Consider the following 14558-nt stretch of genomic DNA (forward strand, 5'->3'; position numbering starts at 1 on the left):
TTGGTCCCCGCGAAAAAGATCAGCGCTTGCGGCCGCCGAACAGGCTGCCCAGCACGCCGCGCAGGATCTCCTTGCCCAGCGAGGTGCCCATGGTGCGGACGGCGGATTTGGCCATGGTCTGCACCAGCCCATCGTGCTTGCCGCCGCGCGGACCGGTCGATCCGAACAACACGTCGTTCAGCCCGCCCATGACGCCGCCTCCCGCGCCATCGGTGGTGCCGCCCTTCGTGCCAGCCGTTGCCGTGGCGGCAGCCTCGGTGCGGCCTTGGAGCTTTTCGTAGGCGGATTCACGGTCCACGGCTTTCTCGTACACGCCAGCGACGAGCGAGCCGGCCAGCAATGCCTGGCGCTGGGCGGGCGTGATGGGCCCCAACTGGCTGGCGGGGGGCAGCACAAAAACGCGTTCGGTCACGCTGGGCCGGCCCTTGGCGTCCAGGAAGCTCACCAGTGCCTCGCCCACGGCCAATTCTGTGATGGCGGTTTCGATGTCCAGTCCTGGCTTCTGGCGCATGGTGGTGGCCGTGGCCTTCACCGCCTTTTGGTCGCGCGGGGTAAAGGCGCGCAGCGCGTGCTGCACGCGGTTGCCCAACTGGGCCAGCACGCTGTCGGGAATGTCGAGCGGGTTCTGGGTGACGAAGTACACGCCCACGCCCTTGGACCGCACCAGCCGCACCACCAGCTCGATGCGCTCGATGAGCACCTTGGGCGCTTCGTTGAACAGCAGGTGGGCCTCGTCGAAGAAGAAGACGAGCTTGGGGACTTCCGGGTCGCCGATTTCGGGCAACTGCTCGAACAGCTCCGACAGCATCCACAGCAAAAAAGTGGCGTAGAGGCGCGGCGAATTCATGAGCTTGTCGGCAGCCAGAATGTTGACCACGCCGTGCCCCTCAACCGTCTGCATGAGATCGTTGATGTCGAGCATCGGCTCGCCGAAGAACTGGGTGCCTCCCTGCTGCTCGATCTGCAGCAGGCCCCGCTGGATCGCGCCTACGCTGGCGGCGCTGATATTGCCGTACCCTGTCGTGAATTCTTTGGCGTTGTCCCCGACATACTGGAGCATGGCCCGCAGGTCTTTGAGGTCGAGCAGCAACAGTCCGTTGTCGTCGGCAATCTTGAAAACCAGGTTGAGCACGCCCAGCTGGGTCTCGTTCAGGTTGAGCATGCGGCCCAGCAGCAGCGGGCCCATGTCGGACACCGTGGCGCGCACCGGATGGCCTTGCTGGCCGAACACGTCCCACAGTGCGGTAGGGCAGGCCAGGGGTTCAGGCAGGGGAAGCCCGCGTTCCTTGAGCGTGGCCGCCAGCTTGTCGCCGATACTGCCCGGTTGGCTGATGCCGGTAAGGTCACCCTTGATGTCGGCCATGAACACCGGCACCCCGATGCGCGAGAAGCCTTCGGCCAGCGTCTGGAGGGTGACCGTCTTGCCCGTGCCGGTGGCTCCGGTGATGAGGCCGTGGCGGTTGGCCAGGCCGGGCAGCAGGTGGCATTCGGTGGTGCCATGCTTGGCAATGAGAAGAGGTTCGGCCATGGCGTCGGGGTGCGGAGTGGGGGGATGCGTCAAAAGTAAAATCGCGGGCAGTAGATTAAATCAATACCAGAAGGACTCCTGTGGCAGGACACAGCAAATGGGCAAACATTCAGCACCGCAAAGGGCGGCAGGATGAAAAGCGCGGCAAGATCTGGACCCGGATCATTCGTGAAATCACGGTAGCGGCACGGGCGGGCGGGGGCGATATTTCGGCCAATCCCCGGCTGCGCCTGGCCATCGAGAAGGCCAAGGCCGCGAACATGCCGGCCGACCGCATCAAGTACAACATCGACAAGGCCACCGGCAATGCCGAGGGCGTGAGCTACGAGGAAATCCGCTACGAAGGCTATGGCATCGGTGGCGCGGCCATCATCGTGGACACCATGACCGACAACCGCGTGCGCACCGTGGCCGAAGTACGCCATGCCTTCAGCAAGCATGGCGGCAACATGGGCACGGAAGGCTCGGTCGCCTTCCAGTTCAAGCACTGCGGCCAGTTGATCTTCGCGCCCGGCACCAATGAAGACCAGGTGATGGAAGTGGCCCTGGAAGCGGGCGCTGAAGACGTGGTCACGGGCGAAGACGGGGCCATCGAAGTGCTCACCGCCTACGCCGATTTCGAAACCGTGAAAAACGCGCTGGAGGCCGCCGGCCTCGTGCCTGAAGTGGCCGAGGTCACGATGCGCGCCGAAAACACCATCGAGCTCGAAGGCGAAGACGCCGCGCGCATGCAAAAACTCCTCGACGTGCTGGAAGACCTGGACGACGTGCAAGAGGTCTATCACAACGCTGCCTTATGAATATGAGCCTGAACCTCTGCAATCGATCCCTGCCCGCCGAAGGGCCTACCGGCCTGTCTGAATCGGCCCACCGGAGCCCGGTATGAAAGTCCTTGTGATTGGCGGCGGCGGCCGTGAACACGCCATGGCCTGGAAGCTCTCGCAGTCGCCGAAGGTGACGAAGGTCTATGTGGCGCCGGGCAACGGCGGCACGGCATTGAACTCCAAGCTCGAGAACGTGCCCATCACCGAGGTGCGCGAACTGCGCTCCTGGGCGCAGGACCAGAAGATCGCGCTGACCGTGGTCGGCCCCGAGGCGCCCTTGGCCGCTGGCGTCGTGGACGAGTTCCGCGCGCACGGCCTGCGCATCTTCGGCCCGACCAAGGCTGCCGCGCAGCTCGAAAGCTCCAAGGCTTTCTCCAAGGCCTTCATGCGCCGCCATGGCATCCCCACGGCAGATTACGACACCTTCACCGACCCGGTGGCGGCCCATGCCTTCGTGGAGCGACTCGGCGCACCGATCGTCATCAAGGCAGACGGCTTGGCGGCCGGCAAGGGCGTGGTGGTGGCCATGTCGCTGCAGGAGGCCCACGATGCGGTGGACTTCATGCTGGTGGACAACAAGTACGGCGTGACGCACAACGAGGGCGGCGCGCGCGTTGTGATCGAAGCGTTCCTGCAGGGCGAGGAAGCCAGCTTCATCGTGCTGTGCGATGGCAAGAACGTCACCGCTCTGGCAACCAGCCAGGACCACAAGCGCCTGAAGGACGGCGACCAGGGGCCCAACACCGGCGGCATGGGCGCGTATTCGCCTGCGCCCGTGGTCACGGCCGACGTACACGCCCGCGCCATGCGCGAGATCATCCTGCCCACCATCCGCGGCATGGAAAAGGACGGCATTCCTTACACCGGATTCCTGTACGCAGGCTTGATGATCGATTCGACCGGCCACCCGAAGGCGCTGGAGTTCAACTGCCGCATGGGTGACCCCGAGACGCAGCCGATCCTCATGCGCCTCAAGAGCGATTTTGTCGATGTGCTGGGCGCTGCGGTGGACGGCAAGCTCGACCAGGTCGAACTGCAATGGGACCGCCGCACCGCGCTGGGCGTGGTGATGGCCGCGCACGGCTACCCGGAAGATCCCCGCAAGGGCGATGCGATCACGGGCCTGCCTGCGGACGCCGACGAAGCCATGGTGTTTCATGCCGGCACGGCCCTCGAAGACGGTGTGCCGCACACCACGGGCGGGCGCGTACTGTGCGTGACTGTGCTGGCCGACAGCGTCAAGCAGGCGCAGCAGCGCGTGTACGACGTGGCCCGCGGCATCCATTTCGATGGCGCGCAGTACCGCCGCGACATCGGCCACCGGGCGGTGAAGAGCTGATGCCGGCATTGACACCTTCTCCAGCGCCTGCTTTGAATGCGGTCGACACGGCCACCCGCGTGCGCACTTACCTGGAAGGATTGCAGACCCGGATCACCTCGGCCCTTGAAGAGGTCGAAGGCCCCGTGGCGCGCGGTGGCGCGCGGTTCTTGAACGATGCGTGGCGCAAGGCACCTGGCGAGCCGCTGCAGGGCGATGGCATCACCCGCATCCTGGAAGGCGGGCGCGTATTCGAGCGCGCGGGCTGCGGCTTCTCGCACGTGCGGGGCGCCAAGCTGCCGCCGTCGGCCACGCAGCACCGGCCCGAACTGGCCGGCGCGCCGTTCGAGGCCATGGGGGTTTCGCTGGTGTTCCACCCGCTCAACCCGTATGTGCCGACGGTGCACATGAATGTGCGCATGATCGTGGCCGCTCCGGCAGAAGGTGCGCCGGTGTGCTGGTTCGGCGGGGGCATGGATCTGACGCCGTATTACGGCTTCGAGGAAGACGCGGTGCATTTTCACCGGGCATGCCGCGACGCGCTCAACCCGTTCGGCGAGGGCCTGTACCTGCGCTTCAAGCGCTGGTGCGACGAGTATTTTTATCTCAAGCACCGCAACGAGCAGCGTGGCGTGGGCGGCATCTTCTTCGACGACTTTTCCGAGCTGGGTTTCGAGCGCAGCCTGGGCATGGTGCAGTCGGTGGGGGACGCACTGCTGGGCGCCTATCTCCCCATCGTGCATCGGCGCCAGGCCATCCCTTTCGGTGATCGCCAGCGCGAGTTCCAGTGCTATCGGCGCGGGCGCTATGTCGAGTTCAACCTGGTGTGGGACCGCGGCACGAACTTCGGTCTGCAATCGGGTGGCCGCACCGAATCGATCTTGCTGTCGATGCCGCCGATGGCGGGCTGGTCGTACCAGCGCCAGGAGGCTCCGGGCTCGCCCGAGGCCGAGCTCACGCGGCGCTTTCTGGTGCGGCGGGACTGGCTCTGACCAGCCCGTGCATTCGCAAAAAGGCCGAAAGCTATAATTTCAATAGCTGCCCGCGCTCATCCCATGAGCGCCCAAGGCCAAAAACACCCCTGATGTGCACGCGGTGGCCGATTCGCCACCCGGGCCCGCCGCATTGGCCGATGCCCGGGTTGCACGCTAGTATTGGCCCATCCTTTTTAGACAAACGCCTGATGACCACCTCCTCCAAATCGGAATCCGCTGCCAAGAAAGACGTCACCAAACTCCAGCGCGCCATCGTCGATGGCCTGGAGGACGTCAAAGCGCAAGACATCCAGGTGTTCAACACCGAGCACCTGTCGCCGCTCTTCGAGCGCGTGATCGTGGCGTCGGGCACGTCCAACCGCCAGACCAAGGCATTGGCGGCCAGCGTGCGCGATGCGGTGCGTGAAGCGGGCTTCGGCAAGCCCCGCATCGAGGGCGAGGACAACGGCGAGTGGATCATCGTGGACTGCGGCGCCGCCGTGGCGCACATCATGCAGCCGGCCATCCGCCAGTACTATCGCCTGGAAGAGATCTGGGGCGACACCCCTGTTCGCCTGAAGCTCGGCGCCGCCAAGCCCAAGGCCGCGGAAGGCACGGCTGGCGTTGCCAAGAAAAAGCCCGCTGCCAAGAAAGCCGCTGCCGCACCGGCGCAACCGGCCCGCAAGCCCGGCGTGAGCAAGGTGGCTGCCAAGTCGCCTGCGGCCGCACCCCAGAAGGCAGGCGCCAAGCCCCCGGCCAGGACAGCCGGAAAGCCGGGTGCCCGTGGCACCGTGAAGCAGGCCGCGCCTGCGAAGACGACCGCTAAAACCACGGCCAGAACGCCTGTGAAAGCGGCTGGCAAGGCGACCGCGAAGACGGTGGCCAAAGCCCCCATCCAGACCTTGATCGTCAAGCCCATCGCCAAGAAGCCGGCGGGCAAGCCTGCCGCCAAGCGGGCCCCTGGCCGCTCCTCGGCGGCTGCAGCCCCCAAAGCCGCACCCCGGACTGCCACGACGGCGAAGACGGCCGCCAAGCCGCAGCGCCCCGCTGCCAAGAAGTCGCCCACCCGCAGGGGTTGAGCCAGCGCCTGAGCGTTATCGATGAAGCTGTTGATCGTGGCCGTGGGCCAGCGTGTGCCCGACTGGGCGCAGACGGCCTACGACGACTACGCCAAGCGGTTTCCGCCGGAGCTGAAGGTCGAGATCAAGGCGGTCAAGACCGAGCCGCGCGGCTCCAAAACGCTGGAGACGCTATACGCCGCCGAGCGCGAGCGCATCGAGGCTGCCATACCCCGCGGCACCCGCGTGGTGGCGCTGGACGAGCGGGGCACGTCCCTCACTACGAAAGCACTTGCAGAGCGCCTCAAAGGCTGGCAATTGGGGGGGGACGATGTGGCCCTGGTCATCGGCGGGCCCGATGGTTTGGACCCTGCGTTTCGACAGTTAGCGCATGAACGCATACGGCTGTCCGATCTCACATTGCCGCACGCCATGGTGCGTGTGCTGCTGATCGAACAGCTCTACCGGGCCTGGTCGGTGAACGCGGGGCATCCCTACCACCGCGAATAGGCCGCCAAGACCAGGTCGGCGTCAGGCCTCGGCCCGTTCGGCCTGTGCAGACGGAATGCAAATCACGGGGGCCGCTGCGACAGAGCGCTCTTGCGCTTGCCGTGTACAGGCAGGCGCAAATTCCGTGGCCAGCAGGCTGAATGAAAGCAGATCATGGTGCCGTCCGTCCCAAAACCCTGCGCTGCGCAGCAGCCCTTCGCACTGAAACCCCCAACGCTGCAGCATGCGGATCGATGACACGTTGTCGGAATGGACGCTCGCACTGATTCGCATCAGTTGCAGGTGAAGGAAGCACCAGTTCAGCACCCTGCCAATCGCCTCGTTCATGAAGCCCTGGCCCTGGTATGGCGACGCCAGCTCATAGCCCAGCGCGGCGCTGAGCGCGGTGGCGTCGCAATGCGTGAAGTTGCATTGCCCGATCATGCCTGGCACGCCCTTGCGCTCGATGGCCCAGCAGAACCCAGGAACCGGCATCAGCGTTAATTGGTCGGCCCAGTTCACGAAATCCAATGCGCCTTCCAGATCGCGGATCGCGTTGTAGCCGGCCCACTGCCTTGATTCCGCATCCGCGTGCATGGAGAGCAGGGCCGGTGCATCGGATGCCACCATCTTGCGCAGCCTGAGCCGCGGTGTCTCCAGTGTGGGAAAGAAGGTCATGTGCCATTCTTGAAAAGGCCGGCAGCGCAAGGCTGCCGGTTCCCGAAGCCGGCGCCGGCGAACCGAAGCGGCACGCGCGAGCGATCGGCTATCCTCGCGCCCCGTGCCGTCCTCTATTCCTTCCTTCATCTATCTCGCATCCCAAAGCCCGCGCCGCCGCCAACTGCTCGAGCAGTTGGGGGTTCACCATGAACTGCTGCTGCCCAATGCCGATGGCGATGTGGCCGAAGACGCAGAAGCCATCGAGGTGCCGCTGGCCAGCGAGCCGCCCGCCCGCTATGTGCAGCGCGTCACGGGGCTCAAGCTCGATTCGGCCGTCGCCCGCCGTGCCCGGCGCGGGTTGACGGATGCCCCCATCCTTTGCTCGGACACCACGGTGGCCTGGGGCCGCACGATCTACGGCAAGCCGGAGGATGCCGCCGATGCGCGCCGCATGCTGGGCGAGTTGTCGGGGCGCACGCACCGCGTGCTCACGGCGGTGGCCCTGCAGCACGGGGAAACGCGGTCGGTCGCGCTGTCGGTCTCGAAAGTGACCTTTGCCGCGCTCACGCCCGCCCAGATCGCAGCGTATGTGGACAGCGGGGAACCCATGGGCAAGGCCGGCGCGTATGGCATCCAGGGGCCCGCGGCGCAGTACGTGTCGCACCTGGCCGGCAGCTATACCGGCATCATGGGATTGCCCTTGTTCGAGACGGCGCAACTGCTGCGCTCGGCCGGCATGCTGCGCGGCTGAATGGCGATGTGGGACCAGTGAGTCTGCCATGCAGGCGGGTTTCAGGCATCATGGGCGGCCACTTTTTTCCGACCCCATGCAACAAGACATCCTGATCAACTGGTCCCCCCAAGAAACCCGCGTGGCGGTGGTCGAGCACGGCGCGGTGCAGGAACTGCACGTGGAACGCACCCTGGAACGGGGCCTGGTGGGCAACGTGTATCTGGGCAAGGTCTCGCGCGTGTTGCCGGGCATGCAGTCGGCGTTCATCGACATTGGGCTGGAGCGCGCGGCGTTCCTGCACGTGGCGGACGTGTGGCACCGGCAGGAAGGCGGCGAGGCGCCCATGTTCGCGCGCAAGGGCGAGCCGCCGGTGCCGATCGAAAAACAGGTGTTCGAAGGCCAATCCCTCATGGTGCAAGTCATCAAGGACCCCATCGGAACCAAGGGTGCGCGCCTTTCCACGCAGATCAGCATCGCGGGCCGGCTGCTGGTGTTTCTGCCCCAGGATGACCACGTGGGCGTGTCGCAGAAGATCCCCGCCGACGAGCGCGATGCCTTGCGCGGACGGCTGCAGGCACTGGTGGGCGACAAGGCGTCGGGAGGCGGTGGCGGGTTCATCCTGCGCACCAATGGGGAAGATTCCACCGACGCCGAATTGGCCGAAGACATCGCTTACCTGCGCAAGACCTGGGCGCGCATCAAGGACGCCTCGCTGCGCTTGCCGCCCATGTCGCTGCTGCACCAGGACCTGAGCCTGCTGCAGCGCGTGCTGCGCGATCTGGTGGGGGAGGAGACGGCGACCATCCGCATCGACTCGCGCGAGCAGTTTTCCGCGCTGCAGGCTTTCGGCCATGAATTCATGCCGGCCGCGGCGCCGAAGCTGCAGCTGTACAAGGGCGAGCGGCCGATTTTCGACCTGTATGGCATCGACGAGGAAATCGGTCGCGCCCTGGGCCGGCGCGTCGATCTGAAGTCGGGCGGCTACCTGATCGTGGACCAGACCGAGGCGCTGACCACCATCGATGTGAACACGGGCGGCTATGTCGGTGCGCGCAATTTCGACGACACCATTTTCAAGACCAACCTGGAGGCCGCACAGGCCATTGCGCGCCAGTTGCGGCTGCGCAATCTGGGCGGCATCGTCATTGCGGATTTCATCGACATGGCGCGCGAGGACCACCAGCAGGCCGTGCTCGCGGAGTTCAAGAAGCAGCTCGCGCGTGACCGTGTCAAAACCATGGCCGGTGGCTTTTCCCAGTTGGGACTGGTGGAAATGACGCGCAAACGCACCCGCGAATCCCTGGCCCACATGTTGTGCGAACCCTGCGAGCATTGCCAGGGCAAAGGCATCGTGAAGACCGCGCGCAGCGTGTGCTACGACATCCTTCGCGAGATTTTGCGCGAGGCACGCCAGTTCAACCCCCGCGAGTTTCGCGTCGTTGCCTCACCGCGCGTCGTGGAGCTGTTTCTCGACGAGGAGAGCCAGCACTTGGCAGGGCTGTCAGATTTCATCGGCAAGCCCATTTCATTGCAGTCGGAAACGGCGGTGGGGCAGGAGCAGTACGACATCGTGCTGCTTTGAGGCGCGGTAGCGTGGCCGGTGCGCTCACTTGGCGAGCGCAGTCAACAGGATTTCGATCAGCCCTACGGCGGGCACGTGTGGAAGAGTTCTTATGAATATCCGGGGCTAGAATAAAACAATCCATCTGGATGGTTTGTATGTCTGAAGCCCATAAACGCCTGAAACAACCCGAACTGGTCCGAGCCCAATTGCTTGCCGTGGCCGCCGATCTGCTCGTGCAGGAAGGGCCGCACGCGGTCACTTTGGATGCTGTCGCGCACCAGGCCGGCGTGACCAAAGGCGGTTTGCAGCACCACTTTCGCAGCAAACAGGCACTGTTGGGCGCCCTCTGCGATCAGTTGTTCGATGTGTTCGATGTGTTCTACGCCGCCGCCCTCGACTCCGAGCCCCAGGCCCCTGGGCGGCACGCACGGGCCTATCTGAAAACCTGCTTTCACACTGCCCAGACCGCGCATGAGCGCCGAACGCAGCGCGCCATCGCTTTGCTCGCATTCGCGCTGCCTTCTTGCCGCGAACGCTGGAGCGCCAAGATGCGCGCCGCGCTCGCACAGGACGGCTCCGACCCGGACGCCGCGGACCGTTTGTTCCTATGCCGCCTGGCCGCAGACGGCATCTGGTTCGACCAGTTGCTGGATGTCTATGGGACGCCGCCGGACCGCAAGGGCCGCCTTCTTTCCCTCCTTGTCCAACTCACCCAAGGAAACGCGCCATGACCTTGAATCCCAGCTATCTCATTTTGGGACTGGCCATCGCTTTGGAGGTGGTCGGCACCACGGCGCTCAAGGCCTCTGACGGTTTCACCCGCCTGGTTCCGAGCCTGATCACCGGGGTGGCCTATGCCGCCTCGTTCTATGCGCTTTCCCTGGCCTTGAAGACGATACCGGTGGGCGTGGCCTATGCCATCTGGTCGGGTGTTGGCATCGTGCTCATTTCGGTGGTGGGGTGGGTGGTGTTTCGACAGCGGCTCGATCTGGCCGCCCTCGCCGGCCTGGGGTTGATCATCGCGGGGGTGCTGGTGGTCAACCTCTTCTCCAGCAGCGCGGGGCATTGAGTCGTGATAGGCCGTTCCGAGAGGGATTCCGTGATTTTCATCGACCAGTTTTTTTCGCGCGCTGCGCTCGCCGAGGTGCTTGCAAGCCCAAACGGACCACTGGCCTTCGAGCATTGCCGTTTCGACGGCGAAGACCTCTCCGGCTTGGTCCTTGGGGGCGCGCGGTTCCTGGACTGCACCTTCGCAGCGACCCGCTTGCAGAAAACGATGCTGGCAGATTCGCGCTGGCTCGATTGCAAGGCCGGGCTGGCGGATTTCAGTCTGGCCGATCTTTCCGGCGCCCGCCTGTGCAGCAGCGATCTGAACAACACGCGGTGGAATGGCGCCAAGCTGTCGGGCGTGCTGTTCACCGAGACCAAGCTGACCGGCGCTCGTTTCAACGAAGCGACCACGCTGGGACTGGAGTTCCACCAGTGCCGCCTGGTGGGCGCGGACTTGCGGGGCCTCTCTTTTCGCAAGCGCAGCCTGGAGCAACTGGACCTGTCCGAAGCAGACGTGGCCGGATGTGATTTCCGCGACGCGGTCTTCGAAGGCGGCAGCCTGCGGGACGCCAATTTGAAGCATGCCCGCTTCGATGGTGCAGATCTGCGCTCGGTGGACTTGGGCGGTCTGACAGTGACCACCGTTGCCCAATCGTTCAAGGGTGCGATGCTATCGATGGACCAAGCCGCCGCGCTCATCGGCGGCCTGGGCGTCCGCGTGGGCTGAGCGGGCAGGGTGCGACCGATCAGCGCCGTGGGTGCAGCCGCCGGATAAGCCCTGGCTTGGCCTGCTGGACGGGCATTCAACGGCGGTTATTTTTACCGGCAGGCCCGGCATGAACCGGCGTATTCCACTCAATGCGGGCAGCCGCCACGGGGGCCAGTGCATGGCATTGGCCCCGGCTGAATACCTCTGGCATGGCGGCGATGCAAAAAGGCCATGAGCCCCGCCGAGCCAGAAGCCGCCAGTACAAGCAGTGCCATATAGACGCCCAAAGCGTGTTCGAACGCGACGGTGTCGTTCCATGACCGCGCGATGCCGAGAAACGAGGCATACAGCCACGAGACCGATGACACGGTGGCGAACCCGGTGAGCAGCAGCACCCGGCCCAAAGGCCATTGCAGAAAGACCTTGCCCTGTTGCATGTACGGGAACGCGAAATGGTGCATGAGCAAACCGTTCAGCGTCAGCACGCACACGGTAAGTACCTTCATCCAGAGTTTCTCGTTGGCCAAATACCCTGGGTATTGTGTTTGGCCGATGCAGAGAAAGCCCAGCCCGGTCGCCCACAGCACGCCCAAAGCCACCGTCATCGTTCGTTTGGTGTGGAGAAGATCCTCCCATTGATGCGCGGAAATCGGGCGATGGACGGAGCGAAGAAACCGGAAGTCATACTCCAGCATCTTTCCCACGGCAACGGCCATGGCGAGCAGGTGAATGAAGACGAGCGCGTTCTTGAGGAGCATGGTGTGACGCACGGGGCGCCTTGAGAGGGATCGCAGCGTGAGTGCCCGGCCCATCCGTCTTTGGTTGCCTGCGTGCGTGCAGAATTTGCAACGGGCAGGCGTCTTCCATCAACCTCTTCGAGCAGGCCCCGTGACGCATCCTGACCGGCGATGTGGCCTGATCAAGGTGCCGCTTCCTCTGGCCTGCCTCCATTCGTCCGGCAGCGCGCAATCAGAGCTTGCGAAGCCGCTGCAGCGCCTCACGCAGCGTGTCGTCTTGCTTGGCAAAGCAAAACCGGACCACGCGCTGGTCGAACCCGTCGCCGTAGAACGCCGACAGGGGGATGGCCGCCACGCCCACCTCGCGGGTGAGCCACTGGCAGAAGTCGGACTCGTTCAGGTCGCTGACCGCCGAAATGTCCACGCACTGGAAGTAGCTCCCCGTGCTGGGCAGCAACCGCAGGCGCGATCCCTCCAGTCCCTGGCGGAACAGGTCGCGCTTGGCCTGGTAGAACGCGGGCAGTTGCAGGTAGGGCGCCGGGTCCTGCAGATAGGCTGCCAGCCCATGCTGCATGGGGGTGTTCACGGTGAACACATTGAACTGGTGTACTTTGCGGAATTCGGCCGTCAGGGCAGCCGGTGCGGCCACGGTGCCGACCTTCCAGCCAGTGACGTGAAAGGTTTTGCCGAAACTCGACACGATGAACGCACGCGCCGCCAGGCCCGGAAAGCGCGCCGCGCTTTCGTGCTGCACGCCGTCGAACACCATGTGCTCGTACACCTCGTCGCTGATGAGCAGCACATCGGTGGGCGCGAGCAGTTCCTCCAGCGTGCGCATGTCCTCGGCGGTCCAGATGGTGGCGCTGGGGTTGTGCGGCGTGTTGATGATGAGCGCGCGCGTGCGCGGCGTCATGGCCGCGGCGATCTTGCCGAAGTCGGGCCGGAAGCTGCCCGCCGTGAGCGGCACCCGCACCACCGTGCCACCCGCCAGATCCACGTTGGGCGCATAGCTGTCGTAGCACGGGTCGAGCACGATCACTTCGTCGCCCGCATGCACCGTGGCCAGGATGGCGGTCAGGATCGCCTGAGTGGCACCCGCTGTGATGGTGATTTCGGTGTTGGCGCAATACTGACGAGCGTGAAGTGCTTCAATTTTTGTAGCAACGGCTTCGCGCAGCGCAGGAACGCCTGCCATAGGGGGATACTGGTTGTGCCCGGCGCGCATGGCGCGATCCACGGCATCGATCAGCGCGGGGTCGCAGTGGAAGTCCGGAAAGCCCTGGCCCAGGTTCACGGCGCCATGCTCGGCTGCCAGCGCCGACATCACCGTGAAGATGGTGGTGCCCACCTGGGGTAGTTTGCTGGGGAAGGCGGGTGTGCGCGGAGCGATGTCGGTGAAGGTCATGGCGCGAAAAAACAGGCTGAAGGGCAGGCATTGAAAAACGGGCGGCCGGGCCGTAAGGCCGGGCAAACTCAGAGTTCGTAATCGTTCACGTGGCCGGTCATGGCCCGGGCGATGAGTTCCCGGTTCAGGCGGTCGCTCAGCAGTTCGGCGAACTTGTAGACGAAGTTGCGCAGGTAGGCGCCCCGCTTGAACGCCACGCGCGCAACGCTCTGGCCGAAGAGGTGCCCCACCGGGCGCACCACCAAGTCGCCCATCGGATCGTCGCGCATCGCCATCTCGGCCACGATGCCGATGCCCAGGCCCAGGCGCACGTAGGTCTTGATCACGTCGGAATCGATGGCCTCCAGCACGATGCGCGGCTGCAGCTTGCGGGCGGCGAATGCCTGGTCGATCTTGCCCCGGCCGGTGAACGAAGGGTGGTAGGTGATGAGTGCTTCGTGCGCGATGTCGTCCAGGCCCAGGCGTTCCTTTTGCGCGAGCGGGTGGGCGGTGGGCATCACCAGCACGTGCTGCCATTCATAGCAGGGCAGGGTGACGAGATCGGGGTAGTCGGCCAGCGACTCCGTGGCCATGCCGATCTCGGCCACTTCGTCGATCACCATGCGCGCGACTTCGTGCGGTGTGGCCTGGTGCAGGCTGATGTTGACCTTGGGGTAGGCCTCGCGCAGCTTGGCCACGGGCAACGGCAGCACGTAGCGCGCCTGCGTATGGGTGGTGGCGATGCTCAGGGTGCCGCTGTCCTGAGCGCTGAACTGCTCGCCGATGCGCTTGAGGTTGCCGACCTCGCGCATGATCAGCTCGATGCTCTTGAGCACATGCTGGCCAGGTTCGGTGATGCGCTTGAGCCGCTTGCCGTGGCGCGCGAAGATGTCCACGCCCAATTCTTCTTCCAATTCGATGATGGCCTTGGACACGCCAGGCTGCGACGTGTGCAGCGCCTTCGCGGCTTCGGTCAGGTTGAGATTGCGGCGCGCGGCTTCCTGAACGAAGCGGAATTGGTGCAGATTCATATCGTATCGCTGCTAAAGAAGGCGATCATTATGCTGCAGCTGTCTAAAGAAAAACAGCGGTTGGCTAAATTTTGAACCGTGGCAGGCCTTGGCAGGTTCCAAGAGCGGGCCTGTCCACGCGTAGCACTGGCGCAAGAAGCGATGGCCTGCCTTCGCCTGCCCGGGGGCATCCGCCCGAACTCCCCCGCCAGAGTCAGTCCGAGCCAGCGATCTCCGCCATCAATGCGGTCATGCGCGGGTCTTCGCCGATCGCTCCCTGGACCTCGAACCGCACTTCGGGGTGGGCGGCGCGCAACGCCTGCACCAACAGCGGAAGGTCCTCGCGAGCGTGCTTGCCGGTGCCCAGGAACATCGGCACCACAGTCACATGCCGGGCGCCTTCGCCGACCAGCGACTGCACCGCGTCGGCGAGGTCAGGCGTGGTCAATTCGAGATAGGCGCAGCGCACCAGCAACTCGGGGCGGTGGCGTTGCATATGGGCCTGGACCGCCTCCATGGG

16 protein-coding genes are annotated in these 14558 nt (G+C 64.8%); 10 read left to right on the top strand and 6 right to left on the bottom strand.

Translation table 11 applies throughout. The features are described 5' to 3' along the window. Positions 1-19: 19 nt before the first annotated feature. Positions 20-1528: a helicase HerA-like domain-containing protein gene (locus tag M5C98_RS09545; RefSeq protein WP_272552402.1), complete on the bottom strand. Its 1509-nt coding sequence runs from the start codon at positions 1526-1528 to the stop codon at positions 20-22. An 80-nt stretch (positions 1529-1608) separates the two neighbouring features. On the opposite strand from M5C98_RS09545, the gene M5C98_RS09550 reads away from it, so the two are divergent. From M5C98_RS09550 to rlmH, 5 genes are all read left to right on the top strand, one after another. Next, positions 1609-2328, top strand: coding sequence for a YebC/PmpR family DNA-binding transcriptional regulator (locus tag M5C98_RS09550; protein WP_272552404.1), 720 nt, complete (start codon positions 1609-1611; stop codon positions 2326-2328). 82 nt (positions 2329-2410) lie between these two features. Continuing rightward, on the top strand, positions 2411-3691 hold the full coding sequence (purD, locus tag M5C98_RS09555) for a phosphoribosylamine--glycine ligase (protein ID WP_272552405.1): 1281 nt from the start codon (positions 2411-2413) through the stop codon (positions 3689-3691). Beyond that, positions 3691-4662 (top strand): oxygen-dependent coproporphyrinogen oxidase, encoded by a 972-nt coding sequence (gene hemF / locus M5C98_RS09560; protein WP_272552407.1) that lies wholly within the window; start codon positions 3691-3693, stop codon positions 4660-4662. The genes purD and hemF overlap by 1 nt, the downstream gene beginning before the upstream one ends. A 191-nt stretch (positions 4663-4853) precedes the next feature. Further along, positions 4854-5723: a ribosome silencing factor gene (gene rsfS / locus M5C98_RS09565; RefSeq protein WP_272552408.1), complete on the top strand. Its 870-nt coding sequence runs from the start codon at positions 4854-4856 to the stop codon at positions 5721-5723. A 21-nt stretch (positions 5724-5744) separates the two neighbouring features. Beyond that, the gene (rlmH, locus tag M5C98_RS09570; RefSeq protein WP_272552409.1) at positions 5745-6212 is read left to right on the top strand and encodes a 23S rRNA (pseudouridine(1915)-N(3))-methyltransferase RlmH; all 468 of its coding nucleotides are present in this window, start codon (positions 5745-5747) and stop codon (positions 6210-6212) included. Between the two features lie 21 nt (positions 6213-6233). Here rlmH and M5C98_RS09575 read toward each other — a convergent pair whose 3' ends face one another. After that, on the bottom strand, positions 6234-6869 hold the full coding sequence (locus M5C98_RS09575; protein WP_272552410.1) for a GNAT family N-acetyltransferase: 636 nt from the start codon (positions 6867-6869) through the stop codon (positions 6234-6236). Between the two features lie 115 nt (positions 6870-6984). Here M5C98_RS09575 and M5C98_RS09580 point away from each other — a divergent pair, with 115 nt between their 5' ends. The 5 genes from M5C98_RS09580 to M5C98_RS09600 all read left to right on the top strand — a co-directional run bounded on the left by M5C98_RS09580 (position 6985) and on the right by M5C98_RS09600 (position 10925). Next, positions 6985-7602 carry a Maf family protein gene (locus M5C98_RS09580; protein ID WP_272553230.1) on the top strand — a complete coding sequence of 206 codons (618 nt, stop codon included), beginning with the start codon at positions 6985-6987 and terminating at the stop codon, positions 7600-7602. Between the two features lie 76 nt (positions 7603-7678). Next, entirely contained in the window at positions 7679-9166 is a 1488-nt protein-coding gene (gene rng / locus M5C98_RS09585) for a ribonuclease G (protein WP_272552412.1), read from the top strand. A gap of 197 nt (positions 9167-9363) precedes the next feature. Then, positions 9364-9879, top strand: coding sequence for a TetR/AcrR family transcriptional regulator (locus M5C98_RS09590; RefSeq protein WP_272552414.1), 516 nt, complete (start codon positions 9364-9366; stop codon positions 9877-9879). Beyond that, positions 9876-10217 carry a DMT family transporter gene (locus M5C98_RS09595; protein ID WP_272552417.1) on the top strand — a complete coding sequence of 114 codons (342 nt, stop codon included), beginning with the start codon at positions 9876-9878 and terminating at the stop codon, positions 10215-10217. The genes M5C98_RS09590 and M5C98_RS09595 overlap by 4 nt, the downstream gene beginning before the upstream one ends. 30 nt (positions 10218-10247) lie before the next feature. Continuing rightward, positions 10248-10925: a pentapeptide repeat-containing protein gene (locus M5C98_RS09600; RefSeq protein ID WP_272552418.1), complete on the top strand. Its 678-nt coding sequence runs from the start codon at positions 10248-10250 to the stop codon at positions 10923-10925. A 128-nt stretch (positions 10926-11053) separates the two neighbouring features. On the opposite strand, the gene M5C98_RS09605 is transcribed toward M5C98_RS09600, so the two are convergent. The 4 genes from M5C98_RS09605 to M5C98_RS09620 form a co-directional block, all read right to left on the bottom strand. After that, positions 11054-11665 carry a hypothetical protein gene (locus M5C98_RS09605; protein ID WP_272552419.1) on the bottom strand — a complete coding sequence of 204 codons (612 nt, stop codon included), beginning with the start codon at positions 11663-11665 and terminating at the stop codon, positions 11054-11056. Positions 11666-11876: 211 nt separating this feature from the next. Further along, complete coding sequence (locus tag M5C98_RS09610) at positions 11877-13049, bottom strand: pyridoxal phosphate-dependent aminotransferase (RefSeq protein ID WP_272552421.1); 1173 nt, start codon at positions 13047-13049, stop codon at positions 11877-11879. Between the two features lie 68 nt (positions 13050-13117). Then, on the bottom strand, positions 13118-14059 hold the full coding sequence (locus M5C98_RS09615) for a CysB family HTH-type transcriptional regulator (protein ID WP_272552422.1): 942 nt from the start codon (positions 14057-14059) through the stop codon (positions 13118-13120). A 193-nt stretch (positions 14060-14252) separates the two neighbouring features. Then, the gene (locus M5C98_RS09620; protein WP_272553231.1) at positions 14253-14555 is read right to left on the bottom strand and encodes a sirohydrochlorin chelatase; all 303 of its coding nucleotides are present in this window, start codon (positions 14553-14555) and stop codon (positions 14253-14255) included. Between the last annotated feature and the right edge of the window lie 3 nt (positions 14556-14558).

Source organism: Acidovorax sp. NCPPB 3576, from assembly GCF_028473605.1.
Lineage (GTDB): Bacteria > Pseudomonadota > Gammaproteobacteria > Burkholderiales > Burkholderiaceae_C > Paracidovorax.